The sequence below is a fragment of the Streptomyces sp. NPDC057623 genome, assembly GCF_042800355.1.
Taxonomy (GTDB): domain Bacteria; phylum Actinomycetota; class Actinomycetes; order Streptomycetales; family Streptomycetaceae; genus Streptomyces.
The window spans coordinates 97735-123461 of the sequence record NZ_JBHVGZ010000006.1 but is presented as its reverse complement, the minus strand read 5'-3'; the positions used below and the strand labels follow the sequence as shown (position 1 = coordinate 123461).

General features: G+C 70.7%; 27 protein-coding genes and 1 pseudogene. 13 read left to right on the top strand and 15 right to left on the bottom strand.

Features of this window, described 5'->3' with window-relative positions:
• Positions 1-61 precede the first annotated feature (61 nt).
• Entirely contained in the window at positions 62-751 is a 690-nt protein-coding gene (locus ACFU95_RS09140) for a DUF899 domain-containing protein (protein WP_383823968.1), read from the top strand.
• 154 nt (positions 752-905) lie between these two features.
• Complete coding sequence (locus tag ACFU95_RS09135; RefSeq protein ID WP_383823966.1) at positions 906-1091, top strand: hypothetical protein; 186 nt, start codon at positions 906-908, stop codon at positions 1089-1091.
• Positions 1092-1105: 14 nt separating this feature from the next.
• Here the strand turns inward: ACFU95_RS09135 and ACFU95_RS09130 are convergent, their stop codons facing one another.
• The 3 genes from ACFU95_RS09130 to ACFU95_RS09120 all read right to left on the bottom strand — a co-directional run bounded on the left by ACFU95_RS09130 (position 1106) and on the right by ACFU95_RS09120 (position 4301).
• The gene (locus ACFU95_RS09130) at positions 1106-3049 is read right to left on the bottom strand and encodes an ABC transporter ATP-binding protein (RefSeq protein ID WP_383823964.1); all 1944 of its coding nucleotides are present in this window, start codon (positions 3047-3049) and stop codon (positions 1106-1108) included.
• Positions 3050-3228: 179 nt separating this feature from the next.
• Positions 3229-3672: a hypothetical protein gene (locus tag ACFU95_RS09125; protein WP_383823953.1), complete on the bottom strand. Its 444-nt coding sequence runs from the start codon at positions 3670-3672 to the stop codon at positions 3229-3231.
• Positions 3663-4301 (bottom strand): ATP-binding protein, encoded by a 639-nt coding sequence (locus ACFU95_RS09120; protein ID WP_383823951.1) that lies wholly within the window; start codon positions 4299-4301, stop codon positions 3663-3665. Before ACFU95_RS09120 ends, ACFU95_RS09125 begins: the two co-directional genes overlap by 10 nt.
• Positions 4302-4666: 365 nt before the next feature.
• On the opposite strand from ACFU95_RS09120, the gene ACFU95_RS09115 reads away from it, so the two are divergent.
• The 3 genes from ACFU95_RS09115 to ACFU95_RS09105 all read left to right on the top strand — a co-directional run bounded on the left by ACFU95_RS09115 (position 4667) and on the right by ACFU95_RS09105 (position 6648).
• Complete coding sequence (locus ACFU95_RS09115; protein WP_383823948.1) at positions 4667-5527, top strand: helix-turn-helix transcriptional regulator; 861 nt, start codon at positions 4667-4669, stop codon at positions 5525-5527.
• A complete protein-coding gene (locus ACFU95_RS09110; protein ID WP_030052496.1) occupies positions 5528-5782 on the top strand; it encodes a DUF397 domain-containing protein in 255 nt (84 codons plus the stop codon).
• 77 nt (positions 5783-5859) lie between these two features.
• Positions 5860-6648 carry an SAM-dependent methyltransferase gene (locus ACFU95_RS09105; protein ID WP_383823944.1) on the top strand — a complete coding sequence of 263 codons (789 nt, stop codon included), beginning with the start codon at positions 5860-5862 and terminating at the stop codon, positions 6646-6648.
• Positions 6649-6721: 73 nt separating this feature from the next.
• Here the strand turns inward: ACFU95_RS09105 and ACFU95_RS09100 are convergent, their stop codons facing one another.
• The gene (locus ACFU95_RS09100) at positions 6722-8209 is read right to left on the bottom strand and encodes a PLP-dependent aminotransferase family protein (RefSeq protein ID WP_383823942.1); all 1488 of its coding nucleotides are present in this window, start codon (positions 8207-8209) and stop codon (positions 6722-6724) included.
• Between the two features lie 47 nt (positions 8210-8256).
• Here ACFU95_RS09100 and ACFU95_RS09095 point away from each other — a divergent pair, with 47 nt between their 5' ends.
• A complete protein-coding gene (locus ACFU95_RS09095) occupies positions 8257-8778 on the top strand; it encodes a carboxymuconolactone decarboxylase family protein (protein WP_383823940.1) in 522 nt (173 codons plus the stop codon).
• Between the two features lie 21 nt (positions 8779-8799).
• On the opposite strand, the gene ACFU95_RS09090 is transcribed toward ACFU95_RS09095, so the two are convergent.
• The 3 genes from ACFU95_RS09090 to ACFU95_RS09080 form a co-directional block, all read right to left on the bottom strand.
• On the bottom strand, positions 8800-10287 hold the full coding sequence (locus tag ACFU95_RS09090; protein ID WP_383823937.1) for a glutamate synthase subunit beta: 1488 nt from the start codon (positions 10285-10287) through the stop codon (positions 8800-8802).
• Positions 10288-10429: 142 nt separating this feature from the next.
• Positions 10430-10909: a DUF1772 domain-containing protein gene (locus ACFU95_RS09085; protein ID WP_383823934.1), complete on the bottom strand. Its 480-nt coding sequence runs from the start codon at positions 10907-10909 to the stop codon at positions 10430-10432.
• A 260-nt stretch (positions 10910-11169) separates the two neighbouring features.
• Positions 11170-11865 (bottom strand): DUF2293 domain-containing protein, encoded by a 696-nt coding sequence (locus ACFU95_RS09080; RefSeq protein ID WP_383823931.1) that lies wholly within the window; start codon positions 11863-11865, stop codon positions 11170-11172.
• 216 nt (positions 11866-12081) lie between these two features.
• Between ACFU95_RS09080 and ACFU95_RS09075 the strand changes: the two genes are divergently transcribed.
• From ACFU95_RS09075 to ACFU95_RS09065, 3 genes are all read left to right on the top strand, one after another.
• On the top strand, positions 12082-12714 hold the full coding sequence (locus tag ACFU95_RS09075; protein WP_383823928.1) for a uridine kinase: 633 nt from the start codon (positions 12082-12084) through the stop codon (positions 12712-12714).
• Positions 12715-12762: 48 nt separating this feature from the next.
• Positions 12763-13176 carry a PPOX class F420-dependent oxidoreductase gene (locus tag ACFU95_RS09070; protein WP_383823925.1) on the top strand — a complete coding sequence of 138 codons (414 nt, stop codon included), beginning with the start codon at positions 12763-12765 and terminating at the stop codon, positions 13174-13176.
• Between the two features lie 239 nt (positions 13177-13415).
• Positions 13416-13853: a CBS domain-containing protein gene (locus tag ACFU95_RS09065; protein ID WP_383823922.1), complete on the top strand. Its 438-nt coding sequence runs from the start codon at positions 13416-13418 to the stop codon at positions 13851-13853.
• Between the two features lie 109 nt (positions 13854-13962).
• Here ACFU95_RS09065 and corA read toward each other — a convergent pair whose 3' ends face one another.
• Positions 13963-15090 carry a magnesium/cobalt transporter CorA gene (corA, locus tag ACFU95_RS09060; RefSeq protein WP_383823919.1) on the bottom strand — a complete coding sequence of 376 codons (1128 nt, stop codon included), beginning with the start codon at positions 15088-15090 and terminating at the stop codon, positions 13963-13965.
• A 398-nt stretch (positions 15091-15488) separates the two neighbouring features.
• On the opposite strand from corA, the pseudogene ACFU95_RS09055 reads away from it, so the two are divergent.
• A pseudogene (locus ACFU95_RS09055) lies at positions 15489-16277 on the top strand (methyltransferase); the annotation flags it as partial.
• Between the two features lie 261 nt (positions 16278-16538).
• Here the strand turns inward: ACFU95_RS09055 and ACFU95_RS09050 are convergent.
• Entirely contained in the window at positions 16539-17507 is a 969-nt protein-coding gene (locus ACFU95_RS09050; protein ID WP_383823917.1) for a carbohydrate kinase family protein, read from the bottom strand.
• Complete coding sequence (locus ACFU95_RS09045) at positions 17504-18412, bottom strand: pseudouridine-5'-phosphate glycosidase (protein ID WP_383823913.1); 909 nt, start codon at positions 18410-18412, stop codon at positions 17504-17506. The genes ACFU95_RS09050 and ACFU95_RS09045 overlap by 4 nt, the downstream gene beginning before the upstream one ends.
• Positions 18413-18511: 99 nt before the next feature.
• Between ACFU95_RS09045 and ACFU95_RS09040 the strand changes: the two genes are divergently transcribed.
• Positions 18512-18940 (top strand): VOC family protein, encoded by a 429-nt coding sequence (locus ACFU95_RS09040; RefSeq protein WP_383823911.1) that lies wholly within the window; start codon positions 18512-18514, stop codon positions 18938-18940.
• Here the strand turns inward: ACFU95_RS09040 and ACFU95_RS09035 are convergent.
• The 5 genes from ACFU95_RS09035 to ACFU95_RS09015 all read right to left on the bottom strand — a co-directional run bounded on the left by ACFU95_RS09035 (position 18937) and on the right by ACFU95_RS09015 (position 22332).
• Entirely contained in the window at positions 18937-19074 is a 138-nt protein-coding gene (locus ACFU95_RS09035) for a hypothetical protein (RefSeq protein ID WP_383823908.1), read from the bottom strand. The genes ACFU95_RS09040 and ACFU95_RS09035 overlap by 4 nt on opposite strands.
• 15 nt (positions 19075-19089) lie before the next feature.
• Positions 19090-19242, bottom strand: a complete 153-nt coding sequence (locus ACFU95_RS09030) for a hypothetical protein (protein WP_383823905.1) — start codon at positions 19240-19242, stop codon at positions 19090-19092.
• A 157-nt stretch (positions 19243-19399) separates the two neighbouring features.
• Complete coding sequence (locus tag ACFU95_RS09025; RefSeq protein WP_383824345.1) at positions 19400-20686, bottom strand: MFS transporter; 1287 nt, start codon at positions 20684-20686, stop codon at positions 19400-19402.
• A 150-nt stretch (positions 20687-20836) separates the two neighbouring features.
• Entirely contained in the window at positions 20837-21391 is a 555-nt protein-coding gene (locus tag ACFU95_RS09020) for a methylated-DNA--[protein]-cysteine S-methyltransferase (RefSeq protein ID WP_383823902.1), read from the bottom strand.
• Positions 21392-21462: 71 nt separating this feature from the next.
• Complete coding sequence (locus tag ACFU95_RS09015) at positions 21463-22332, bottom strand: glycerophosphodiester phosphodiesterase (RefSeq protein WP_383823899.1); 870 nt, start codon at positions 22330-22332, stop codon at positions 21463-21465.
• 277 nt (positions 22333-22609) lie between these two features.
• On the opposite strand from ACFU95_RS09015, the gene ACFU95_RS09010 reads away from it, so the two are divergent.
• Both ACFU95_RS09010 and uvrB read left to right on the top strand, forming a co-directional pair.
• On the top strand, positions 22610-23476 hold the full coding sequence (locus ACFU95_RS09010) for an MHYT domain-containing protein (protein ID WP_383823897.1): 867 nt from the start codon (positions 22610-22612) through the stop codon (positions 23474-23476).
• Positions 23477-23515: 39 nt separating this feature from the next.
• A complete protein-coding gene (gene uvrB, locus ACFU95_RS09005) occupies positions 23516-25681 on the top strand; it encodes an excinuclease ABC subunit UvrB (RefSeq protein WP_383823895.1) in 2166 nt (721 codons plus the stop codon).
• Positions 25682-25727: the final 46 nt, after the last annotated feature.

Genomic DNA, 25727 nt, shown 5'->3' with positions numbered 1-25727 from the left:
TGAGTTGCGCCCCTCGCGCCGGTCACCACCTGGAACGGACCGTTGCACAGGAGGGTGCCCCATGTCGCTTCCGGAGATCGTCTCGCGCGAGCGGTGGCGCGCGGCACGCGAGGAACTGCTGGTCAAGGAGAAGGCGGCCACGCGCGCGCGTGACGCGCTCAACGCCGAGCGGCGCAGACTGCCCATGGTCGAGGTCGATGAGGAGTACGTCTTCGAGGGCGGCGACGGCAAGGCCACCCTGCTCGACCTCTTCGAGGGGCGGCACCAACTCGTCGTCCACCACTTCATGTTCGCCCCCGAATGGGACGCGGGGTGCCGCAGCTGTTCGGGGTTCCTGGACCAGATCGGGCATCCGGCGCACCTCAAGGCGCGCGGGACGACGCTCGTCGCCGTCTCCAGGGCGCCGTACACGAAGATCCTGCCGTTCAAGGCGCGCATGGGCTGGACGGTGCCCTGGTACTCGTCGTACGGCAGCGACTTCAACCATGACTTCGAGGTGACCCTGGAGCACGAGGGCGAGCCGGTGGAACGGCCCGGCGTCAGCTGCTTCCTGCGCGAGCGGGACCGCGTCTTCCACACGTACTCGACGTATGAGCGCGGTCTCGACGGGCTGGGCTCGACCACCGGCTTCCTGGACCTCACCGCGCTGGGCCGGCAGGAGGAGTGGGAGGAGCCCAAGGGACGCGCGTCGGTTCTCGGGGCGCCCGCGGGCAGTGAGCGCGTCCGCTATCACGACGAGTACGAGGACTGACACGGAACGTGGCAGTGGATGATCGAGAGTGAGCGGGCGCTCACACATCGCGGTGAACGAGTGTCAACTACGTCTCAGTCCCGTCACCGAGCGAGGCGTTTCACCTCCGGCAGGCGTTAACTCCTACAAGTACGACGCTGATCGGAGGTGCAGGATGGTGAACGGGCGAACAGTGCTCGAACGCTTTCCCGCGGGCGGGCCGCGAGGTTCGTGGCCGGCGGAGGAGTTCGCCCACGCGCGGCGGATGGAGGGCCTGCCCGCCGAGGTCGTCATGGACCTCGCGACGGACGCCTTCCTGGTGATTGTCCGCGGTGACCTCAGGGCAGACGCGGCCGCGTGAGCCGCGGGTGAGGATCAGCCCGCCTTCGGTGCGGGCACCCGCGCGGTGAACTGCTCCGCCTGGAGCGAGTACAGCTCCGCGTAGACGCCGCCCGTGGCCAGCAGTTCGTCGGGTGTGCCGGACTCCACGAGTCTGCCCTGGTCGAGGACGTGCACCAGATCGGCGTGGCGTACGGACGCCAGCCGGTGCGTGATGAGGACGACCGTCTGGCCGCTGGAGGCCAGCGCGCGGATCTTCTCGAAGACCTCCAGCTCGGCCCGTGCGTCCAGGGCCGCCGTCGGTTCGTCCACGATCAGGATGCGACCGCGCCGGTACGCGGCCCGCGCGATCCCCAGCCGCTGCCACTGACCGCCGGACAGCTCGTGCCCGCCGCTGAACTGCCGGGCCAGCAGGGTGTCCAGACCGTGCGGCAGATCGGCCACCACCTCCTCGGCCCCGGCCTCGGTGACCGAGGAGGCCAGCCGTTCCTCGGTGAGCGGCGCGGACGAGCGGCCGACGGCGACGTTGACCCGGGCGGTGAACGGCCAGCGCTTGAAGTCCTGGGCCACCATGGCGATCCGCTCGGCGAGCTGGTGCCGGTCGGCGGTCGCCGCGTCGACGTCGTCCCAGAGGACGCGGCCCCGGTCCGGGGTGTAGAGCCCCGCCAGCAGCTTCACCAGCGTGGTCTTGCCCGAGCCGTTCTCGCCGACCAGCGCGACGATCCGGCCGAGGGGGAGGGTGAGGGTGACGTCGTCGAGGGCGGGACGAGCGGATTCACCGGGGTAGCTGAAGCTGACGTTCTCGAAGCGGATCTCCCGCGGATCCTCGGGCAGCGCGGCGCCGCCCACCGGAATCGCCCGCTCGGCTGCCTCGACGTACAGCCGCTGGAGATCGCCCACGAACAGGGCCTCCTCATGCAGCGCGTTGACCTCCAGGACGAGGCTGTCGAGGCTCGAGGAGCCGGTGCGGATCGCGATGACGGCCGTTCCCGCCACGGACAGCGCCATGGCCCCGGCCAGCAGCAGCCCGCCCAGCGTGGCGTACGTCGCGACGGTCGCGAGCCCCGTCCACGCCGCCGCGATGAGCCCGGTACGCGCTGCCAGCCTGGCCAGCCGCGCCTGCTCCGCCTCCGCCGTCTCCGACATCGCCCGGTAGTGCCGCAGGAGGAAGGGCCCGACGCCGTGGACGCGGATCTCGGGCGCGGCTGCGGGCTCGGTCAGCAGCCCGCTGATCAGATGGCCGGCCCGGGAGTGCTGCACCCAGGTGTGGAAGGACTCGTAGCGGCGCCGGGCGTTGGTCAGGGCGCTCCAGGCGCTGGGCAGCGTCATCGTGGCGAGGAGGGGCAGCAGGGCGGGGTGCAGCACGGTGAGCACGCCCGCCGCGGCGATCAGTGAGATGGCCGCGTTCACGACCCGTGTGCTGTACGCGATCATGCGACGGGCGGATCCGGCACCGTACTGCGCGGTGTCCAGCAGTTTGTGGAAGGCGTGATCCTCGATCGCGGCCAGCTCCACCGCCGCGGCCCGCTCCAGGTACAGCTCGGTCGCCACCCGCTCCACCTTGGGCTCCAGCCGCCCGGTGGCATACGTGGACGCGGCCCGCAGCAGTGTGGAGACCACCATCACGGCGGCCATCGCGACGAGAGCGGGGAGGGCGCCCCGTAACCGCTCCTCCAGCGCGCCGTCGCCGATCAACCGCCCCAGCACACTGTTCACGGCGAGCAGTCCGACCGCCTGCCCCAGTCCGCGCCCCACCTCGGCCACCAGCACCGTCCGAGCGGCCCTTCGGTCGGCCTGCCAGGCGAGCCGGAAGCTCGACGTCAACAGCGAGGGCAGCCGCGTGACCATGGCCCGGAAGTTCAGCTCCAAAAACGCGTCCCGATGCTGGTTCCACCCCATGTCGTACCGCAGCGGCCCTCCGAAGAGCAGCCGCTCCGACTCGGAAACCCCGCCCTCACAGGCACCACGCTTCTTCCCCACGGAGGGCCACTATGGCGGGGCGGGGGCGCCGCGGGGAGGGCGTGAGTGAGGTGGAGGGATGCGCGCGGGCGTACGCGGCCACTGGTCCTGTCAGCCCGTCCGGCGTTTTTACGTACGGGACGCAGAGGGACGGCACCCTTCAGCCACGGCACCGCATCCACCGGCCCACCGGCGGAGCCCTACGCGCTGATCTGCCGCGACCAGGAAGGCGTAATCCCCATCACCCGGCACAACGCCAGGTACAAGGGAATCGGCGGCGTGTACGGCACCGTCCCGTCCGGCCGATAGATCAGCCGGGGCGTATCCAGGACCACAGCCCCCGTCGAGTACCGCGCGGCCGCCGGCCATTCCAGCGCGTAGTCGGAATCGGAGGGCACGATCCACCACCAGTGCGCCTCATCGGCGTACACACACCCCACCCGGGGCAGCCGAGGCATGATCAGCGGCCCGAAACGCGCGGGCACCGCCACCGCGTCACAGCCCAGCGGCGCGGTCATCCCGTCGGGAACGGGCAGCCGCCGAGGGGCGGCCGAGGTGGGCAGGCCGGGCAGGGCTCTGCGCAGGCGGACCAGCGTGTCGAGGTTCAGTACCTGACCGCCGCCGGACGCGCCCTTTACCACCATGCGGACCCCGTTCCCCTGCCGTACCGCGTCTGCGCTTCGTCCTCGTCACCCGAACCCCCGGACGGCCCCGGTTTGGGCCGGGACCCCCATCCGAGGTCGTTGTACGGCCCGCTGCCGGCGCCGGAAGCGGCGGAGAATCCGGCCGCGCGCGCCAGATCGGCCCAGACCACCAGTCCGGCCCCCTGCTCATGGGCCCCCCAGGCATGGCAGAGGGCGTCGATGAGAAGCAGCCCCCTCCCGTGCTCGTCCTCGGGGCGTGCCGCCAGCGGATGCGGTTCACCGGGCGCGCACCCCTCGTCGCGCACGGCTATGCGCACCAGGTCGCCGCCATCGTGCAGCTCGCACACTATGTGCTCGCTGGCGGTGTGCACGATCGCGTTGGTGACGAGTTCGGTCACGACCAGAGCCGCTGTCTCGCAGGTGTCCTCGCACACCGCCCAGCCGTTCAGTCGCGCCCTGGTCAGGCGTCTGGCCTGCGCGGGAGAACCCGGATGCGCGGCCAGTTCGAAGCGGAACCGGCGCTCGGCGACGGCGCCCCGCTGGGGCCCGACTGCCGGGGCGGCACCGAGGCCGTGGGGGGCCGCGGTGGCGTCTGTTCCTAAGGGCGGGGACGGAATCACGCTTGCCACTATCTCCCCGCCGTGAACACTTGGCAAGTGTCACTCTGGAAATTGCAGAGTGCTGTGTGACTCTCTGGAAGGCCGTGGCACACTGCTCGCAACAGCATGTCGAACGGCGCCAGTTGGGATCACCGAGGATCGGCCGGTTCAGCCGAGGTTCTCGAATAGGTCTTCGAATGGCGCCGTCGGCCTGTCAGGATTCAGCCAGCCCGTCAGGATTCAGTCGGCCTGTCGGGTGGGTTCAGCGACCCATCAGGCCCAGTGGTCTGCCAGATTCAGTGATCTGTCGGGTTCAGTGATCTGCCAGGTGCAGTGGCCTGTCGGGTGCGGTGGCCTGTCGGGATTCATCGGGATTGATTTCGTGGAGGTGGGGCGTGAGCGAGCCGCGGTCCGCGCCTACGGTCGGCCAGGTCGTCCTCGGCCGGCGCCTGCTGGACCTGCGTGAAAGCGCGGGGCTCAAGCGTGAGGAGGCCGCCCGCGTCCTGCGCGTCGCCCCCGCCACCGTCCGCCGCATGGAGATGGCCGAGGTCGGGCTCAAGATCCCGTACCTCCAACTGCTCCTGAAGGCGTACGGCATCTCCGACGACGAGGCGGACGCCTTCGTGCAACTGGCCGAGGAGGCCAACAAACCCGGTTGGTGGCAGCGGTTCCACGACATCCTGCCTGGCTGGTTCTCGATGTACGTCAGCCTGGAGGGCGCCGCCGCCCTCATCCGGTCGTACGAGCCCCATTTCGTGCCCGGTCTGCTCCAGACCGAGGACTACGCGCGCGGAGTGCTGAGGTCGGGCGCCATCGGCCAGACCAGCCCCGATGACATCGAGGGCCATGTCGCCCTGCGCATGCAGCGCCAGCGACTGCTCACCCGTGAGGACGCGCCCCGGCTGTGGGTCGTGATGGACGAGACCGTGCTGCGCCGCCAGGTCGGCGGACCGGAGGTGATGCGTGCCCAGATCGACCGGCTCCTCGAGGCCACGAAGCTGCCCAACGTGACCCTTCAGGTGGCGCCCTTCGAGAACGGGCCGCACCCCGGCACGTACGGGCCCTTCGTGCTGTTCCGATTCGCCATGTCAGAACTGCCGGACATGGTCTACAGCGAGTACCTGACCGGCGCCGTCTACCTCGACGCGCGCACCGAGGTGGCGACCCACCTGGAGGTCATGGACCGCATGGCGGCGCACGCCGCTACGGCACATCGCACGAAGGGGATCCTCCGGGATCTCCGCAAGGAGCTGTGAATGGATCGCATCAAGCCGCGCATACACGTCTACAACGGCATGCCCGCGCGGGACTTGGGCAGCGAAGGCTGGCACAAGCCGTGGAGCGGCGGCAACGGGGGCAACTGCCTGGAGGCGATGAAGCTCGCCGACGGCCGGATCGCCGTCCGTCAGTCGACCGACCCGGACGGTCCGGCGCTGATCTACACCTCGGACGAGATGACGGCGTTCATCGAGGGCGCCAAGGCGGGGGAGGCGGACTTCCTCCTTTCCTGAGCCACTTGCGTGCCGCTCGTACAACTTCCTTGAATTGGTGCTTACTTGATAATCCATTGCGTCTTACGGAGTGCCTCGTGACCGAGATCGACACCAGCAAGCCCCACCCCGCGCGGATGTACGACTGGTATCTCGGCGGCAAGGACAACTACCCCGTCGACGAGGCCATGGGGCAGCAGATGCTCGCCCTCGACCCGCGTGTCCCGGTGATGGCACGGGTCAACCGCGCGTTCATGCACCGCGCCACCCGCTGGCTCGCCAAGAACGGCGTACGCCAGTTCCTGGACATCGGCACCGGAATCCCGACCGAGCCGAACCTCCATCAGATCGCCCAGCAGATCGCCCCCGACGCACGCGTCGTCTACTGCGACAACGACCCCATCGTGCTGGCCCACGCGGCGGCTCTGTTGCGCGGCACCGAGGAGGGCGTGACGGAGTACCTACAGGCCGACGTGCGCAGCCCCGAGGCCATCGTCGAAGGCGCCAGGAAGGTCCTGGACTTCGACCGGCCGGTTGCCCTGTCCCTGATCGCGCTGCTGCACTTCGTCTCGGACGCGGACGCCGCGCACGAACTGGTCCGCCGGCTGCTGTCCGAACTCCCCTCGGGCAGCCACCTGGTGATGACCCACGCGACCGCCGACTTCACTCCCGAGGAGTCGAAGGCGGCGACCGAGAAGCTCAAGGCGGCCGGCGTCACGCTGGCCCTGCGCTCCCGCGAGGAGTTCACCCGCTTCTTCGACGGCCTGGAACTCGTCGAGCCCGGCGTCGAGGTGCCGCACCGCTGGCACCCCGAACTGGGGGAGCCGGTTCCCGGGCAGGACGACGGGGTCATTCCCGGCTACGGGGCGGTGGGGCGCAAGCCGTAGCCCTACGGCCGCGGTCCGAGGTTCGGTCCGCGGCAGCGCACGAACACCCCCCCCGGTGCGGCGGGGCGCCCCGTCACTCACCCGGTGGCGGCAGCACCCCGCACAGTGCCTCCAGCGCCGCCCCGTACGCATGCTCCGAGGGCGTCGCGTAGCCGACGACGATGCCGTCGTGGGCCGGCATCTCCGGCTCCGTCGCCTCCGGGTGCCGGAACTCGGCGAGGCCGTCCAGGGCGATGCCCTGCCAGGTGGCCGCCTTGACCGTCGAACGCTCGGTGCCGGGCGGCAGCCGCAGCACCGCGTGGAGTCCGGCGGCGACACCGGTGACCTCGATGTGCGGCGCGTGCGTGGCGAGAGCGGCCACCAGGCGGTCGCGGCGGCTCCGGTACCGCTGCCGCATCCGCCGTACGTGACGGTCGTACGCCCCGGAGGCGATGAGGTCGGCGAGGCTCAGCTGATCGAGGACGCTCGCCCACGCCTCGCGCTCGCCCTTGGCCGCGAGTACGTCGTCGACGTACCGCTCCGGTAGCACCATCCAGCCGAGCCGCACGGCCGGCGACAGGCTCTTGCTGACCGAGCCGATGAAGATCACCCGCGCGGGGTCGAGCCCCTGGACGGCGCCGACGGGCTTGCGGTCGTAGCGGAACTCCCCGTCGTAGTCGTCCTCCAGGATCACGCTCCCACGCGCGCGTGCCCAGTCGAGCACGGCGGCCCGGCGCTCGGGGTGCAGCGGGCCGCCGGTCGGGAACTGGTGCGCCGGCGTGAGCAGTACGGCCCGCTCGCGCCCCAGCCGGTCGCCGCGCACGCCGTCCTCGTCGAGGGGGAGCGGTACGGTCCGTACGCCCGTGGCGGCGAGCAGTTCCCGATGGAAGCCGAGCCCGTACGCCTCCACGGCCAGCGGACCGCGCAGCACGGCGGCCCCGCCTCGGCTCTTGTCCTGGCCGAACAGCAGCCGCAGGGCGTGTGCGAAGCCGGAGCAGATCACGATCCGGCCCGGCTCGGTGCGCACGCCACGCGCGCGTGCCAGATACTCGGTGAGCGCCTCCCGCAGTTCCACCCGCCCGGCGGGATCACCTGGCCCGAAGACCTCGTTCGGCGCCTGCTGGAGGGCCCGCCGATAGGACGCCAGCCAGGCCGCACGCGGGAACGCCGACGCGTCCGGCGTGCCCTGCCGCAGGTCGTGGCGGGGTCCACGCGTGCGTGGCGGCGCCTTGCGGGGCACTCGCTCGGTGCGGCGCAGCGGCTCGGCGCGCTCGGACACCCTCGTCCCCGAGCCCTGGCGGGCGGTGAGCCAGCCCTCGGCGACCAGTTCCGCGTAAGCGTCGGCCACGGTGTTGCGGGCGACCCCGAGGTCGGCGGCGAGCGAGCGGTACGGCGGCAGCCGGGTGCCGGGCGCGAGCCGCCCCTCGCGCACCGCGTCACGCAGCGCACGGGTCAGCGCGGCCCGCCGCCCACCGGGACCGGATGCCCCGGATGCCCCGGTGGAATCGGACAGGTCCAGATGCAGGTCGGCGCCGATCCGCTCCGCGGAGTCGACCCAGGAATTGACCCACGATTTCCCCATGGGAATGCACCCTACAGCCGGTCTTTTCGACACGTAGATTGATCCACATGACGACGAACACGATCGACACCGAGCGCGCCGGATCCATCAACGACTCCATCAACGAGGCCGAGGCCGCCCGCACCCGCCTCGACTTCGCGAAGTCCGCCCCCAAGGTCTTCCGCGCCATCGTCGGCTTCGACGCCGCCGCCCGCGAGGGCCTGGAGCCGGCGCTCGTCGAACTGATCCAGATCCGCGCCTCGCACCTCAACCACTGCGCCTACTGCCTCCACATGCACACCAACGACGCCCGCAAGGCCGGCGAGAACGAGGACCGGCTCCACATGGTCGCTGTCTGGCGCGAGGCCCGGCACTTCTTCACCGAGAAGGAACAGGCGGCCCTGGCCCTGACGGAGGCGGTGACCCTGGTGTCCGACGGAGGGGTCCCCGACGAGGTCTACGCCCAGGCCGCAGCCCACTTCGACGATCAGGAGCTCGCGCATGTGCTGGCTCTGATCCTCACGATCAACACGTGGAACAGGGTGGCGTTGGCGACGGGGAAGGTGGCGGGAACGGACGAGCGCCGCTAGGGGTGCCCGTGCCCACGCCCGTCAGACGGTCATGGGCCGGTCGTACGGCGATATCGGTGCCGGCAACCGCGAACTCCCCGTCAGATAACCGTCGACGGCCGCCGCCACCGCCCGCCCCTCGGCGATCGCCCACACGATGAGTGACTGCCCCCGGGCGGCGTCCCCGGCGGCGAAGACACCCGGGACGTTGGTGGCGAACCCGGCATCGCGCGTGATCGTGCCGCGCTGCTCCATCCCCAGCCCCAGCTGGTCGATCAGCCCGTCGCCGCGGTCGGGCCCGGAGAAGCCGAGGGCGAGCAGCACCAGGTCGGCCGGCAGTTCCCTCCCCGTGTCCGGCAGGGGGCGGCGCCGTGCGTCCACCTCGGTCAGGTGCAGCGACCGTACGTGCCCGTCGGCGTCGCCCGTGAAGCGGAGCGTCGACGCCGCGAACAGCCGCGCGTCCGCGTCCGCCGCGGGCGCCGTCTCCAGCTCGCCCGCCTCCTCGTGCGCGGCCGACAGACGGTAGATCTTCGGGTACGTCGGCCAGGGCTCGGCGTCCTCGTCCCGCGCGGCGCCCGGCCGGGCGTAGATGTCCAGTTGGGTCACGGACGCCGCCCCCTCCCGGACGGCGGTGCCCAGACAGTCGGCCCCCGTGTCCCCGCCGCCGACGATCACGACGTGCTTCCCGGCGGCGGACATGGGGGACGCCTCCAGGTCCCCCTCACCCACCCGGTTGGACAGCGGAAGGTACTCCATCGCCTGCTGGATTCCGCTCAACTCCCGCCCGGCGACGGGCAGTTCACGCCAGGCCGTCGCCCCGGTCGCGATCACGACGGCGTCGTAGCGCGAGCGCAGCTCGGCCGCCCCGACGTCCCGCCCGACCGCCGTCGACGTACGGAACCTGGTCCCCTCGGCCCGCATCTGCTCGATCCGGCGCTCCAGATGGTGCTTCTCCATCTTGAACGCGGGGATGCCGTACCGCATCAGCCCGCCGATCCGGTCGTCCTTCTCGTACACCGCGACCGTGTGCCCCGCCCGGGTCAGCTGCTGCGCCGCGGCGAGCCCGGTGGGCCCCGACCCGATCACCGCGACCGTCCGCCCGGAGAGCCGGTCCGGCGGCCGCGGCGGTGTGAAGCCGTCCTCCCAGGCACGGTCCGCGATGGCACACTCGACGTTCTTTATGGTGACGGCGGGCTGATTGATCGCCAGCACGCACCCCGCCTCGCACGGCGCCGGACACAACCGCCCGGTGAACTCGGGGAAGTTGTTCGTCGCGTGCAAACGGTCCGAGGCCGCCCGCCAGTCCTCCCGCGACGCCAGGTCGTTCCACTCGGGGATCAGATTGCCCAGCGGGCAGGCGTCGTGGCAGAACGGTACGCCGCAGTCCATACAGCGGTCCGCCTGCTTGCTGATGATGGGCAGCAGCGCCCCGGGGACGTACACCTCGTCCCAGTCCCCGACCCGCTCCTCGACGGGCCGGCGCGGCCAGTCCTGGCGGGGGGTGGTCATGAAACCCTTGGGATCGGCCATGGCCGTCTTCCTCGCGTGCGCGTGTGACGTGCTGGAGCCGTGCGTCAGCGGGCGGCACTCTTCCGGCCACGATACGTCCCACCGGCCACCCGCGCAGAGCGGCGGACAGCGCCCTCCCCCGGCTCGACCCAGGGGTGACGGGTCAGCTGAGGGCCAGCACATACGACACCGCCGCGGCGGCCGAGGCGACCGTGCGGACGTGGTTCCACGCCGTCCACTCGCGCACGTACGCCGGCCAGTAGGCGGCCGCGTCCCGCGTGCCCGGTTCCAGCTTGGCCAGCGCCTCGTTGCGGGGCACGTTCGCCACCATGGTCACCCCGAACGAGCCGAACAGATACAGCGCGCTGCCCAGCAGCAGCTCCACCGTGCCCTCGTCCGGCCAGAGCACGAACGTCACCACGGCGATCACCGTGCACAGCACCGCCGACCCGATGAACACCAGCATGAACGCCGGCATCAGCGCGGTCACATTGATCGCCTTCATCGCGGCGACGCCCTGCGCGGGCGGCAGCGCGGCCAGCCCGCGCATCACGAAGGTCGAGAAGGCGCAGAAGACCCCGGCCACCAGGCCGGTCCCGACCACACCGATCACGACCAGTACGAAGTACGGCCCATCGATCATGTCAACGTCAACTCCCGCATCCCGCCGAGCCCCTGCCCGGCCCCCATCCGTCACTACAAGTCAAATCCTGTACGAGAACCGTGACCATGGCCGAGCGGCGCGAGCACATACTCGAACGTCCACGGGGGCGAAGGGCGCCTCGGCCGGGCACAGGCCGACCTGAGCCGGGCCTAGGTCCTGCATCGGCCCCGGGCCGCTCCCGCCGGCCGCCGCTGTCCCTCGACCACCGCTGTCCCTCGACCACCGCCGGCCGTCGTTCATCAGCCGACCCCCGACACCTGCGCGCGCCACGCCCGCAACGTCGTCTCCACGGCCTCCGCGATCCGTCGCCGTGCCTCGTGTCGCGGCACGCCGCTCATCAGCAACTGGTCGTACGGCGTGTCCATGTGCCGTACGGACGCCACAACCGCCGAAGTCACCGCCCCCTCGGACAGCGCCCGCCCCGCGGCACTGCGCCCCACCCGCCCGCTGCCCCGCACCGACGCATGCGCGGCGACGTCCCGCGCCCGGTCCACCGGACACCCCGGAAACAGCCGTCGTATCTCCGTCGCGAACGCCTCCGCGAACCGCACATCCTCCTGTGCCCGCCGCCGCGCGTCCCGCTCTCTGCGCCGCCGCCGGGCCTCCGCGTCCGCCAGGCACCGCTGCTCCGCCCGGGTCAGCCCAGGCTCCTCCACCAGGACGCCCTGCCGCTCGTAACGGCCCCGGCGCCGGTTGAACCGAACGACCACCGCCGACAGCGCACTCTCCTCCCGGGACCGCCGCGTCAACGCCGTGTCGCCACGCGGCAGGAACACCAGATGCGCGAGGTCGGCACAGTCGAGACACCGCGGCGCGCCCTCCTCCAGCACGAGCATCTGCAACGGTCCCGCATGGCACTCCGCGCAGTGCTGCCGCCGGAGGGGCTGGATGACGAGAAGGCCGGTACGGGGCGGGGGAGTTGCGAGAGGTGCCATAGGCGGTTCATTCCCTTCCGGGCGGGTCCGGGGAACAATCCGGGAAACAACTGGGGGAACCACCCGGCAGGGGCGGGGACGTCGCCTGACCAGGCCCGGGGCAGGGAGTTCCGCAGCGTGCGGGCGCCCGCACGCCTTACGCCTTCCGGCCGTGGCAGAGCCTCCCGCCCCCGGCGGGCGACACCCCTGACCGTGCCCTGGCGCATCATGGGCCGTGTGCGACTCGAAGCGATCACCTGGGAACGTCTCGCCGACCTGCTGGCGGAGCGACTCCTCGACCTGAAGCCGGCCGACGGCGGCCCGTGGCCCCGCGTCGCCTTCGACGGCGCCCCGGCGGCCCGCCCAGGAGATCTCGCCGAGCGGGTCGGAGAGGCGCTGCGCATACGTGGCCGCCCCTCCCTCGCCGTCGGCACCCAGGGCTTCCTGCGCCCGGCCTCGGTCCGCCTGGAGTACGGCCACCGGGACGTGGAGGCCTACTACGACGGCTGGTTCGACACCGGCGCTCTGTGGCGCGAGGTCTTCGGCCCCCTCGAACCGGACGGCGACGGCCGCGTCCTGCCGGACCTGTGGGACCCGGTCACCGACCGAGCCACCCGCAGCCCCTACGCCCAACTCCCGCCCGATGGCGTCCTGTTGCTGCATGGCCCCCTCCTGCTGCGCCACTGGTTCCCCTTCGACCTGACCGTCCACGTCCTCCTCTCGCCCGGTGCGCTGCGCCGCCGTACCCCCGAGGCCGAGCACTGGACCCTCCCCGCCTTCGAGCGCTACGAGCACGAGGCCGACCCGGCCGCCACGGCGGACGTCCTGGTGCGCGCGGACGACCCACGGCATCCGGCGTGGAGCGGATGATCCGGCAAACCCCTTTTATATGCGCGTGCATTTAATTACTCTGATGCCATGACGACCTCCACGAGTGATCCGATCTCCTTCGACGACTCCGTCCGCTCGCTGCTCGACGGCAGGAACTTCGCCAGCGTCGCCACCCTCGGTCCCGACGGCGCCCCACAGAACTCCGTGGTCTGGATCAAACGCGAGGGCGACACCGTGCTCTTCTCCTCCGTCGACGCCCGCCAGAAGGTGCGCAACCTCCGGCGTGACCCCCGCATCAGCGTCTCTGTCTACGACCTCGCCAACCCGTACACCTCCGTCGAGATCCGCGGTACCGCCGAGATCGTCCCGGACGAGGCCAAGCGGTTGCCGTTCGAGCTCGCCCACAAGTACCTGGGCATCGACCCGCCCGCCGAGAAGGAGGACGAGACCCGAGTGATCATCCGTGTCGTCCCACGGAAGATCGTGGGCTTCTCAGCCTGACCGCCGCCCGCTGCGGGTGGGTGGGTGGGCGCGTGGTGATCAGGCGGGCAGCCAGTCGCCGTCACGCCGGCCAGCCCGTGGACGTCGCGCTCGCAGCCCGTGGACGTCACGCCCGCAGCCCGTGGCCGCTACCACCCCGCTCCGGGTGCGTCGGCCGGGTGGCGCGGCGAGAATGAAGGGCGCCGGGACTAGCGGTGTGTCCCGCGCCGCGCCGGCCGTCCGGCACCGGGAGGTACTTCATGACCACTGCCGGAGACATCATGCACCGTGGCGCCCAGTGGATCCCCGCCCACGAGACCCTCGACCGCGCCGCTCAGCTGATGCGCGAACTGGGCGTCGGAGCCCTGCCCATCAGCGACGAGAACGAGCGGCTCTGCGGCATCCTCACCGACCGCGACATCGTCATCGGCTGCGTGGCCATGGGCCGCGACCCGAGCAAGGTCACCGCCGGCGAGATGGCCCAGGGCACCCCGCGCTGGATCGACGCGAACGCCGACATCAGTGACGTGCTCCGGGAGATGAAGGAGCACCAGATCCGCCGGCTACCCGTGATCGAGAACAAGCGCCTGGTCGGCATGATCAGTGAGGCCGATCTGGCCCTGAACCTGAGGGAGAACGAGATCGGCCAGTGGGCCGAGAGCGTCTACGCCAGGACCGGGACGCCGACGACGCACTGACCCGGGTGATCGGCTCCACCGCTCACTCCTTCCACTCCTTCCGCCCCTTCTGACGTCCTCGTCCGGCTCACCGTGCCGGGCGGGGGCGCACCATCGTCGGCAGATCGCGTCAGAGCCATCCGTTGCGCCGGAAGCCGCGGTACAGCACCACGCACGCGACGGATATCACGCCCAGGACCAACGGATATCCGAACGTCCAACGCAACTCCGGCATGTGCTCGAAGTTCATCCCGTACACCCCGCACACCATCGTCGGCACGGCGATGATCGCGGCCCAAGCCGTGATCTTCCGCATGTCCTCGTTCTGCGAGACGGTCACCTGTGCCAGGTGCGCCTGAAGGATCGAGTTCAGCAGTTCGTCGAAGGCCGATATCTGTTCCTTGGCTCGCAGCAGATGGTCGGATACGTCGCGGAAGTAGGCCTGTATCTCCTGCTCGACGACCCGGATGGGCAGCGAGGCTAGCTCCTCGAGCGGACGGCTCAGCGGAACCACGGCCCGCTTCAGCTCCAGCAGTTCCCGCTTGAGCTGGTAGATCCGCCCAGGGTCGGCCCGTGCGCCGTTCTCCGCGAACACTTCCGTCTCGACCTCGTCGATGTCCTCCTGCACCGAGTCGATGACGTTCAGATAGTCGTCGACGACGTGGTCCGCGATCGCGTGCAGCACCGCCGCGGGCCCCTTGGAGAGCTGCTCGGGGCTCGACTCCAGCTCCTCGCGCAACGGGCCCAGCGAGCCGTGCCGACCGTGCCGGACCGTGATCACGAAGTCCTGACCGACGAACACCATGATCTCGCCGGTGTTCACGACCTCGCTCGTCGCCGTGAGCTCCTCGTGCTCGACATAGCAGACGGTCTTGAACACAGCGAAGAGAGTCTCGTCGTAGCGCTCCAGCTTCGGCCGCTGATGCGCTTCGACCGCGTCCTCGACCGCCAGCGGATGCAGGGCGAACAACTCGGCGATGCCCGCGAACTCCTGGTCCGTCGGTTCATGGAGGCCGAGCCAGACGAATCCGCCACCACGCTTGCGTACCCGCTGCACCACGTCGACCAGATCGCCGGCCTCCGGGACCCGCACGCCGTCACGGTAGGTCACGCAGTTCACCACCGAGGAGCCCAGCGGGGACCGGGCGGGATGGCTGAGGTCGACGCGGGGGCGCCGACGAGCCAGCCGTGCCACCTTGCGGAGGCCGCCGACCCTGCCTAGGCCCGTGACCTTCCGCAGATTCCCTGCCATGGACATCTGGATCTCCTTGCGTGGATCACCCTGGACGCGCCGCTCACCTCAGGGGTGTCGCAGCCCCTTCGGCTCGCTCACGGTGCGTCGCTCTCTGTGCCGTGGCCGCCAGTTTGCCAGGTGGGCGTGAGAGGTGGGTAAGCCTGTGGGAACAGGGGGTTCCGCTTGGTTCCCGCCTGTGGACGAAGGATGCCGTCACATCGCCGGGCCGAGTGGGGGCGGCTGTACGAAGCCGGGTGGGGGCGGCTACGAAGCCGGGTGGGGGCGGCCGTACGAACGCGCCGCCGCGGTGGCGAGCAGGTCGCCGTACAGGGTGCGGACCGAGGGGGACCGTATGAGTTTCATGGCCGCCCCGCCGAGCGTCGCCCCCTTCGGACAAGGCGGGCAACTGGGAAGATCGCATCATGACGCGAACCCAGGGCTATCTCCTCGACAACCGGCAGGCCGAGGCGGGCGAGCGCTTCGACGCCTTCGCCCACCTCTTCGACCCCACGACGTTCCGGCACCTCGAGCGGTTCGGCATCGGACCAGGCTGGCGCTGCTGGGAGGTGGGCGCCGGCGGCACCTCGGTGGTGTCCTGGCTGGCCAAGAAGGTCGGCCCGACGGGACGGGTTGTGGCGACCGACATCGACACCTCACTGCTCCCCCCGGCCGCCCGCCCGCCGGTCGAGGTACGCGTCCACGACGTGGGTGCGGACGAGCCGCCGGGGGAGGGGTTCGACCTGGTGCACGCCCGGCTCGTGCTCGTACATGTGCCGGACCGCGAACGGGCGTTGCGGTCGATGATCGAGGCCCTGCGCCCCGGCGGCCGACTCCTGATCGAGGACGCCGACCCCGCTCTGCAACCCCTGCTCTGCCCTGACGAGCACGGTCCCGAACAGCAGCTCGCGAACCGCCTTCGCCACGGCTTCCGCAAGCTGCTCGCCGGCCGCGGCGCCGACCTCTCCTACGGCCGCAGGCTCCCCCGTCTGCTCCGTGAGGCAGGGCTGCACCGAGTGGAGGCCGACGCGTACTTCCCGCTCGCCTCGCCCGCCTGCGACGCCCTGGAGTCCGCCACCGTGCGCCAGATCCGCGATCAGCTTGTCGCCGAGGGCATCGCCACCGACCAGGAGATCGACCGCCACCTCGCCAACGTCGCCGCCGGTGGCATGGACCTGGCCACCGCCCCGATGATCTCCGCGTGGGGCCGCAAGGCGCCGGAGGAGCCGGAAGTACGGGAAGTGCGGGAAGTACTGGAAGAGCCTGAGGAGCCGGAAGAGCCGGAAGAGCCGGAAGAGCTGGAGGCGACTGAGGGGCCGGAGGCGACTGAGGCGCGCGAGGAGAACGGGAGCTGACGTCGAATCAGCTGCCGTCCGCGTCGCGGTTGCAGTGCCGCCTGGAGCCGTACGCCCGCCGTCCGGAGCCGACAGGGGACCGGGGCCGGGGCCCGGGGGCCGGGATCCGACGCCGCCCCGTCACTCCGGTGCGGGCGGCCTTCCACCCACTCGTTCCACCGCCAGCGCACCTGCCCGGCACCCTTCCCGCGCCGCGTCCTCGGGCCGGGCGCCCGCGAGCAGGGCCGCGAGAAAGGCGCCGCTGAAGGCGTCACCCGCCCCGGTCGTGTCCCTCGGCGCGGTCGGCACGGCGGGGACATGGGCCCGCACCGCGCCCGACCGGGCCACCAGCGCACCGTCCGCGCCCTGCTTGGCGACCACCAGCGGAACATGGCGGCTCAACTTGGCCGCCGCGTCAGCGGCATCGGGCAGCCCCGTCAGCAGGCATGCCTCGTCGCGGCTCGGCAGCAGGACGTCCAATCCCTCCACCAGCGCGAGGAAACGGTCCACGCCCAGCTCCACCAGGAACCCCGCCGACGCCGGATCCAGACTCACCGGCACTCCACGCGCGCGTGCCGACGCGAGAGCCCTCGCCACCAAGGCCCGGCTCGGCTCGGAGAACAGCAGGTAGCCCGACAGGTGCAGCCACACGACGCCGTCGAGCAGCGCGTCCGACCAGTCACCGGGATCGAGCCGCACGGCCGCACCGCTGTCGGTGAGGAACGTCCGCTCGGCGTTGGCACCCGTGTCGACCAGGCAGATCACCGTCCCGGTCGGCGCCTGCGGATCGACGACGAGGAGAGGCTGTACTCCGCTGTCGGTCAGCTCCCGCTCGTGCCACCTGACCGTGTCCGCCCCCACGCGCCCCAGCAGCCGCACCTCCGCAGCACCCCAACGCGCCGCCCAGCAGGCCACATTGGCGCCCGCGCCACCCGGCACCGTCCGGATGGCCGCAGCCGTGTCCGTACCGGAGGCGAGGGGCCCCCGGTGGCGGGCGATGACGTCCGTGATCACGTCCCCGACGACCAGCAGTGCGCCGTCGCGCGCGCCGGCCGGGGCGGGCCCGTTCCCGTCAGCGTCACGCCCCGTCCCCTTGTCGGGCTCGCTCACGCCTCGGCCCAGGCCGCCGCGATCCGCCCAGCCAGCCGTACGTTGCCGCGCACCGCCGCGAGATTGGCGCTCAGCGAGGCACCGTCCGTGTGCCGTACCAGATAGTCCAGCAGGAACGGTGTGACCGCCTGACCGGTGACTTCCTGCTCCTCGCACGCGTGCAGCGCGTCGGCGAGCACACGCGCGTGCAGCTCGGGATCCAGCTGTTCCGCCTCCGGCACCGGATTGGCGACGATCAGCGCGGACTCGGGCCCGTCCAGCGCGTCCTGGGCGCGCATCACCTCGGCCGCCTCCGCCGGCGACCGAAGCGTCCAGTCCACCGGATGCCCGGAGTCGGACAGGTAGAAGCCGGGGAAGCTTTCCGTGCGGTAGCCGGCGACGGCGACACCGAGCGTCTCCAGTCGCTGAAGGGTGGCCGGGACGTCCAGGATCGACTTCACACCGGCGCACACCACCGTGATCCGCGTGCGCGCCAGCAGCCCCAGGTCGGCCGACTCGTCCTGCGTCACCGTCCACTCCCGGTGCACACCCCCGAGCCCGCCCGTCGCGAACACCCGTACGCCCCCGAGGCTCGCCAGCAGAGCCGTCGCCGACACCGTGGTCGCTCCGCTCGCCCCGGAGGCCACCGCGAGCGGCAGATCCCGGTGCCCCAGCTTGCGGATCCCGTCCTCGTTCGCGATCCGCTCCAGCTGCTCCTTGTCCAGTCCGACATGGGGCCGCCCGTCCAGCACGGCGATCGTCGCCGGAACGGCACCCTCCTGCCGTACGACATCCTCCAGCTCCAGCGCCACCTGAAGATTGCGCGGGCGGGGCAACCCGTGCGCGATGATCGTGGACTCCAGGGCCACCACCGGGCGACGCGCGTTGATCGCCTCCCGCACCTCTTCCGACACCACCAGCACCACGCGCCCGCCTCCTGTCGTTCGGTCTTCCCTCATCTCTGGCGGGCGGCGCACCGGGTCAAACCCTTGCGGCCTGTGGAAGAGGACACCAGCCTTGAATGCATGACCGACAACTCGACCCGTCTCGACCACGTGGTCCTCTGGGTACGCGACCCGGCCGCATCGGCAGCGTTCTACCAGGAGACACTCGGCCTGGCGCCCGTCAGGCTCACCGAGTTCATCGCGGGCGAGGCGCCTTTCCCCTCCGTGCGCGTCAACGACGAGACCATCCTCGACCTCATGCCGATGACCATGGTGGAACGCATGAAGATGCTCCCCGGTGCCGCCGAGAGCGCGGGACACCCCGTCAATCACGTCTGTCTGTCCCTGCCGGACGCCGACTTCCACGGGCTGCGCAGCCACCTGGAGGAGCAGGACGTGCCCGTGTCGGACTACTCGTACGACTCCTTCGGCGCCCGTGGCAAGGCCAAGCGCAGCTTCTACTTCCGCGACCCCGACGGCAACGTCTTCGAGGCCCGGCACTACGACTAGCGCGCCGGGAAGAGGACCACGCACGCGTGGCTCCGGTCGAACCCGGCGTAGCTCCGTGGTGCGTCCTCGATGCCGATCACCGTCGCGTTGACCACCTGGGCGATGTGCAGGCGCTCGTGCAGGATCGCCCCCATCAGGGCCCGGTGGTACTACCGCATGACCGCCGGGCACTGTCCGGTCGTGCAGCGGTGGCTCTTGGCCCGGCCGAGACCGAGCCGCACCTTCAGCGTCCCCGACTTCGTGGCCTGGTCGATCCTTGCCGGATCGCCCGTGCCATACAGGCCGGGGGTGCCGAGGGCCACGCCCGCGCGCGTGTGCCCATCAGCGAGTCGAACACCTGCCAGCGGCTGTGCGCACGGCCGAGTCTGCTACCAGCCACCGCGCTCCGGCCAGCCCTCGCGCGGGCACCGGAAAACACCCGGCCCCCTCAGTACCGGGCGAGCAAGGGAGGGCGGAGCGTCAGCCGTCCGCCGGAACGCCCTTCGCCCGCCCGCGCCGCGTGAACAGCGCCAGCGCCGCCAACGGGATCAGCAGGCAGGCGGCGGTGAAGTTCAGCCAGGCATAGCTCGCCTGGGCGACCACGAGCCCGGCCACCGCGCCGCCGACGCCGGCACAGGCGTTCATGACCAGGTCCGAGAGCCCCTGTGCGGCAGCCCGCGCCGGCTGCGGCACGGAGTCCGTGAGCAGCGCGGAACCGGACACGAGCCCCGCCGACCAGCCGAGCCCCAGCACGAAGAGCCCGATGGCCGTCTGCCCGTGACTGCCGCCCGCCGTACCGGCGACGAACACCGCGCACGCCAGCAGCCCGACGGCGAGCCCGATCCCGGACAACCGCCCCAGCCGGTCCGACAACCGCCCCATGAGCGGCGCGAACGCGTACATGCCGGCGATGTGCCCGCTGATGACCAGGCCGATCAGATCGATGCCCGCGCCGTGGTGCGCGAGGTCGACCGGAGTCATCGACATCACCGAGACCATCGCCGTGTGTGCCACGGCAACGGTCACCACCGCGAGCCGCGCCCGCGGTGAGGCGGCCACGGCGGCCACCCCGGCGCGCAGCGAACGGGCCGCGGGTGACTGCTCCTCGGCCGGCGCGAGCGCGCGCGCCGTCAGCAGCGGATCCGGCCGCAGTAGTACGGCCACCACGACCGCGGATATCAGGAAGATCCCCGCCGCCCACAGGAACGGACCCGCGGTGGCGGGTATCCCGAGGCCCGTGACGCTGCGACCGGCGGGCGCGGCGATGTTCGGGCCGAGGACCGCGCCGATGGTGGTCGCCCACACGACGAGCGAGATGGCCCGGGCGCGCCGCTCCGGCTCGGCCAGATCCGCGGCCGCGAACCGGGCCTGGAGATTCGCCGCCGACGCCGCGCCGAACGCGGCCATGCCGCACAGCAGCAGCGGAAAGCTGCCGATGTCGGCGGCCACCACCGTGACACCGGCGCCGAGGGCCCCGATGAGATAGGCCAGGACCAGTCCGGGCCGGCGGCCTCTCGCGGTCATCAGCGCGGCCAGCGGCATCGACAGCAACGCTGTGCCGGTGACGGTCGCGGTGGGCGCGAGCCCGGACAGCGACTCGGTTCCGCTGACCTCCTTGGCCAGAACGGCCGCGAGCGCGATGCCGGTGGCGACGCCGAGGCCGCCCAGGATCTGCGTCGTGATCAGCACGGCCGAGATACGGCGCCGCAGGGCCGGCAACCGATCGGGCGGGACGGACAAGGCGGCATGCCGCTCCACGGCGGTCACGACGCGCACCCGGCTGTACGGTCTGTCCGACCGGCCGAGAGAAGACAACACACCGGACCGGCCGCGTACAGGTGGGTGAAAAGTGTCGTCACAGGCGCAGTCTCCCCCTCATCTCTCGCCTGCCCAACCCCTGGACAGGCCAAGACGCCCTCAGAACAGCGGCTCCGGCAGGACTCCTTCCAGCGCGAGCAGCTTCCGCTTGGTCTCCAGTCCGCCCCCGAACCCACCGATGCCGCCGTCGCGCTCCACGACCCGGTGGCAGGGGACGACGACCGGCAGCGGATTGGCGCCCATCGCCGTCCCCACCGCCTGGGCCGCGCCCGGCTGCCCGACCCGCCCCGCGAGATCGCCGTACCCCACGACCGAGCCGTACGGCACACCCGACGCCAGTTCGCGCAGCACCTGCCGGTTGAAGCCGGAGATCAGGGACCAGTCCAGCGGCAGCTCGAAGTCGTGCCGCGTGCCCGCGAAGTACTCCTCCATCTGACGTATCGCCTCGGCCAGCAGCGGTGAGTCGGGCGCCTCGACCGGCTCGGTGCCCAGCCGGGACGCCAGTCGGTCGAGCATCGTCGCGCGCACCGTCTCCGTGACGTGGAACACGACGCTGACCAGGCCGTCGCGGGTCGCGGCCAGCATCAGCGGACCGATGTCGGTCCCGATGACGGCCCACACGACCTGCTGCTCGTACTGCCCATGGCTGTCCATGCGCCCACCGTACGACCCACCACTGACAACGCCCCGTGAGTGTGCTCCGGCGCCGCCCGCCGGAGCGGGCCTCACTCCTCGGGCAGGGCGTCCCGCACCACGTCGGGGCTGTTGGTGATGATGCCGTCCACGCCGTAGCCGGCGACCAGCCGGGCGGTGTCCGCGTCGTTCACGGTCCAGGTGAAGATCTCCATCGGCCTGCCGTGCGGTCCCTCCAGCTCGTGGACGGAGTCGACATAGTCCGTGGAGATGGAGCTGTACGAGGGGTTGATCTGGTCGGCGAAGGCCGCGTAACCGGACAGGTCCGCCGTGGACGGCGTGCCCAGGAAACCGGTCTTCACGGCCGGCCTCAGCTCGTGGACGGTCCGTACGCTGTCGGCGCTGAAGCTCTGCACGATCAGTCGGCTCGCCACGTGGTCCGGGTCGAGCCAGCCCTCATTGGCCAGGGTCTTGAGGGTCTGCCCCTCGATGCCCGGGTACAGGTCGGGATTCTTGATCTCCAGGAGGAGCTTCTGGTGGTGCAGCTCCACGCGGTCCATGTACTGCTCCAGCGTCGGCACGCGCGCGCCCGCGTATGAGGGAGCGAACCAACTGCCCGCGTCCAGGAGGGCGATCTCGGCGGCGGTGAAGTCCTTCACCTTCCAGGGAGCCCGGCCGGGGAAGACCTTCTCCACGTCGGTCGTCCGCTGCAGGTTGTCGTCGTGCAGGACGACGAGCTCGCCGTCCTTGGTGCGCTGCACATCGTTCTCGACCCAGCTGATGCCCAGTTCGGCGGCCCTGTCGACGGCGGCCAGCGTGTTCTCGGGGGCATAGGTGGAGGCCCCTCGGTGAGCGATGACCGTGGGCCGCTCGGCGCCGGCCCGGGCCTGGGAGGCGGGCAGCAGAAGAGCGGCGGTTCCCAGGAGTGCGGTCGTCGTGGCGGCTACGGCGCGCGCGTGCATGCGTACTCCTCGCGTCGAACGATCACAGACAGATCAACTGTGACAGCAGAGGGTCAACGGCGGGGGAGTACAGAATGGCCACAGATTGAATGGAGTTGCCCGGGCCCGCTCACTCGTGCCGCACAACTGGGGCAAGGCCGTGTTTCTTTGCCGGAGAATCGTTCGACCATTCCGGTGGGAGTTACTCTCTGCCTCAACCCTGACCGCTCGGGCGGTGCTGGGAGGGGGCGCATTCACAGCATTCCGGGACGTAAGAGGGCGGGAAGGGTGGCCGCGCATGCAGGGCACGATCGACGGATTCAGTTATGGACTCGTCACACCGCTGGTGGCCTACCTCATGGCCTGCCTCGGAGGTGCGCTGGGCCTGCGCTGCACCACAAGATCGATGCTCGTCTCGCACTCCTGGCGCCCCGGCTGGCTCGCCCTGGGATCGGCGGCCATCGGCTCCGGCATATGGACCATGCACTTCGTCGCGATGATGGGGTTCACGGTCGCGGAGACACCGACCCACTACGACAAACCCATGACGTTCGCGAGCCTGGCCGTCGCCATCGTCATGGTGGGCGTGGGGATCTTCATCGTCGGCTACAAGGGCGCCAGCGGTACGGCGCTGTTCACCGGCGGCACGATCACCGGTCTGGGCATAGCGTCGATGCACTACCTGGGCATGGCCGGCCTGCGGCTCGACGGCAAGCTGGAGTACAACACGTTCACGGTCGCCGCCTCCGTCGCCATAGCCATGGTGGCGGCCACCGCGGCCCTGTGGGCCGCCGGACAGGTCAGAGGGCTCATGTGGAGCGTGGGCGCGAGCCTCGTCATGGGCCTCGCCGTCAGCGGCATGCACTACACCGGCATGGCCGCCCTCAGCGTCCATCTCCACGGCACCGAGGCCCCCTCCGCGGGTGACTCGCCCGCCACCCTGCTCGCGCCGATGCTGATCGGCCCGCTCGCCTTCCTGCTCCTCGCCGGTGCCGTCGTGATGTTCGACCCGCACATGGTCATGGGGAAGCCCGCGACCGCCCCCGTCGAGCACAAGCCGGGCGTCCCGGCACACACCTCTGTCCCGCACCAGGCCCGCCGCCCCCAGCTGCGGGTGCGCCGCAACCAGGACCAGCGGGCTTCCCGCACCCCGCAGAACCACTGATCGGACCGCGTTGTCAGTGGGGGGTCGTACGGTGGATCCATGCGGCCCGTTTCCAGCATCGAACGCACGGTGGCGCCTTTCGAGGTCGTCAGCCCGTACCAGCCCAACGGCGATCAGCCCCAGGCCATCGCCGACCTCGCCCGGCGCATCGAGGCCGGCGAGAAGGACGTCGTCCTGCTCGGCGCGACCGGCACAGGCAAGTCCGCGACCACCGCGTGGATGATCGAGAAGCTCCAGCGGCCCACCCTGGTGATGGCACCGAACAAGACGCTTGCCGCCCAGCTGGCGAACGAGTTCCGCGAGCTCCTGCCGAACAACGCGGTCGAGTACTTCGTCTCGTACTACGACTACTACCAGCCCGAGGCCTACGTCCCGCAGTCGGACACCTACATCGAGAAGGACTCCTCGATCAACGAGGAGGTCGAGCGGTTGCGTCACTCCGCGACGAACTCGCTGCTCACCCGCCGTGACGTCGTCGTGGTCGCCTCGGTCTCCTGCATCTACGGCCTCGGTACTCCCCAGGAATACGTGGACCGCATGGTCCCCCTCAGGGTCGGCGACGAGATCGACCGGGACCAACTGCTGCGCCGATTCGTCGACATCCAGTACACGCGCAACGACCTGGCCTTCACCCGCGGCACCTTCCGGGTGCGGGGCGACACCATCGAGATCTTCCCGGTCTACGAGGAGCTCGCCGTCCGCATCGAGATGTTCGGTGACGAGATCGAGGCGCTGTCCACCCTGCACCCGCTCACCGGCGAGATCATCAGCGACGACCAGCAGCTGTACGTGTTCCCGGCCTCCCACTACGTCGCCGGCCCGGAGCGCATGGAGCGCGCCGTCAACGACATCGAGAAGGAGCTGGGCGAGCGCCTCGCCGAGCTGGAGAAGCAGGGCAAGCTGCTGGAAGCCCAGCGCCTGCGGATGCGTACGACGTACGACCTCGAGATGCTCCGTCAGATCGGCAGCTGCTCCGGTGTCGAGAACTACTCGATGCACTTCGACGGCCGCTCGCCCGGCTCCGCGCCGAACACCCTGCTCGACTACTTCCCGGAGGACTTCCTGCTCGTCATCGACGAGTCGCATGTCACGGTGCCCCAGATCGGGGCCATGTACGAGGGCGACGCCTCCCGCAAGCGAACCCTCGTCGACCACGGCTTCCGTCTGCCCTCGGCCCTCGACAACCGGCCCCTGAAGTGGGAGGAGTTCCAGGGACGCATCGGGCAGACGGTCTATCTGTCCGCGACCCCCGGCAAGTACGAGCTCTCCCGCGGGGACGGCCAGGTCGAGCAGATCATCCGCCCGACCGGCCTCGTCGATCCGGAGGTCGTCGTCAAGCCGACCGAGGGCCAGATCGACGACCTGGTGCACGAGATCCGGGAGCGGGTGGAGAAGGACGAACGCGTCCTGGTCACCACCCTCACCAAGAAGATGGCCGAGGACCTCACGGACTACTTCCTGGAGCTCGGCATCCAGGTGCGCTATCTGCACAGCGATGTCGACACCCTGCGCCGGGTCGAGCTGCTGCGAGAGCTGCGCGCCGGCGAGTTCGACGTCCTCGTCGGCATCAACCTGCTCCGTGAGGGTCTCGACCTGCCCGAGGTGTCCCTGGTGGCGATCCTCGACGCCGACAAGGAAGGCTTCCTGCGCTCCGGCACCTCCCTCATCCAGACCATCGGCCGTGCGGCGCGCAATGTCTCCGGCCAGGTCCACATGTACGCCGACAAGATCACCCCGGCGATGGAGAAGGCCATCGACGAGACCAACCGCCGCCGCGAGAAGCAGGTCGCGTACAACAAGGCGAACGGCATCGACCCCCAGCCGCTGCGCAAGAAGATCAACGACATCGTCGCGCAGATCGCCCGCGAGGACGTCGACACGGAGCAGCTGCTCGGCACGGGCTACCGCGCGAAGAAGGACGGCCGGGGCACCAAGGCCCCCGTGCCCTCCCTCGGAGACAAGGCGGCCAAGGGCGCGAAGGCGGCCAAGGGCGCGAAGGCGGGCAAGGCGGCCAAGGGCAAGGCCAAGGAGACGGTGCCGACCGACCGTCCGGCGGCGGATCTCGCCGAGCAGATCGAGGAGCTGACGGAGCGTATGCGCGCAGCCGCCGCCGATCTGCAGTTCGAGATCGCGGCCCGGTTGCGTGACGAGGTGTCCGAGATGAAGAAGGAGCTGCGTCAGATGAAGGAGGCGGGCCTGGCCTGACGGGCACTCGCTGTGTTGCAAGACCGACACAAAGTGGGGACCGGGG

Excerpts from the sequence above, each read along its gene's own strand:
- ACFU95_RS09140 (WP_383823968.1), top strand. The coding sequence starts at position 62 with ATGTCGCTTCCGGAGATCGTCTCGCGCGAGCGGTGGCGCGCGGCACGC.
- ACFU95_RS09135 (WP_383823966.1), top strand. The coding sequence starts at position 906 with ATGGTGAACGGGCGAACAGTGCTCGAACGCTTTCCCGCGGGCGGGCCG.
- ACFU95_RS09125 (WP_383823953.1), bottom strand. The coding sequence starts at position 3,672 with ATGGTGGTAAAGGGCGCGTCCGGCGGCGGTCAGGTACTGAACCTCGAC.
- ACFU95_RS09110 (WP_030052496.1), top strand. The coding sequence starts at position 5,528 with ATGGATCGCATCAAGCCGCGCATACACGTCTACAACGGCATGCCCGCG.
- ACFU95_RS09100 (WP_383823942.1), bottom strand. The coding sequence starts at position 8,209 with ATGGGGAAATCGTGGGTCAATTCCTGGGTCGACTCCGCGGAGCGGATC.
- ACFU95_RS09095 (WP_383823940.1), top strand. The coding sequence starts at position 8,257 with ATGACGACGAACACGATCGACACCGAGCGCGCCGGATCCATCAACGAC.
- ACFU95_RS09090 (WP_383823937.1), bottom strand. The coding sequence starts at position 10,287 with ATGGCCGATCCCAAGGGTTTCATGACCACCCCCCGCCAGGACTGGCCG.
- ACFU95_RS09085 (WP_383823934.1), bottom strand. The coding sequence starts at position 10,909 with ATGATCGATGGGCCGTACTTCGTACTGGTCGTGATCGGTGTGGTCGGG.
- ACFU95_RS09080 (WP_383823931.1), bottom strand. The coding sequence starts at position 11,865 with ATGGCACCTCTCGCAACTCCCCCGCCCCGTACCGGCCTTCTCGTCATC.
- ACFU95_RS09070 (WP_383823925.1), top strand. The coding sequence starts at position 12,763 with ATGACGACCTCCACGAGTGATCCGATCTCCTTCGACGACTCCGTCCGC.
- ACFU95_RS09065 (WP_383823922.1), top strand. The coding sequence starts at position 13,416 with ATGACCACTGCCGGAGACATCATGCACCGTGGCGCCCAGTGGATCCCC.
- corA (WP_383823919.1), bottom strand. The coding sequence starts at position 15,090 with ATGTCCATGGCAGGGAATCTGCGGAAGGTCACGGGCCTAGGCAGGGTC.
- ACFU95_RS09040 (WP_383823911.1), top strand. The coding sequence starts at position 18,512 with ATGACCGACAACTCGACCCGTCTCGACCACGTGGTCCTCTGGGTACGC.
- ACFU95_RS09035 (WP_383823908.1), bottom strand. The coding sequence starts at position 19,074 with ATGGGGGCGATCCTGCACGAGCGCCTGCACATCGCCCAGGTGGTCAAC.
- ACFU95_RS09020 (WP_383823902.1), bottom strand. The coding sequence starts at position 21,391 with ATGGACAGCCATGGGCAGTACGAGCAGCAGGTCGTGTGGGCCGTCATC.
- ACFU95_RS09015 (WP_383823899.1), bottom strand. The coding sequence starts at position 22,332 with ATGCACGCGCGCGCCGTAGCCGCCACGACGACCGCACTCCTGGGAACC.
- ACFU95_RS09010 (WP_383823897.1), top strand. The coding sequence starts at position 22,610 with ATGCAGGGCACGATCGACGGATTCAGTTATGGACTCGTCACACCGCTG.
- uvrB (WP_383823895.1), top strand. The coding sequence starts at position 23,516 with ATGCGGCCCGTTTCCAGCATCGAACGCACGGTGGCGCCTTTCGAGGTC.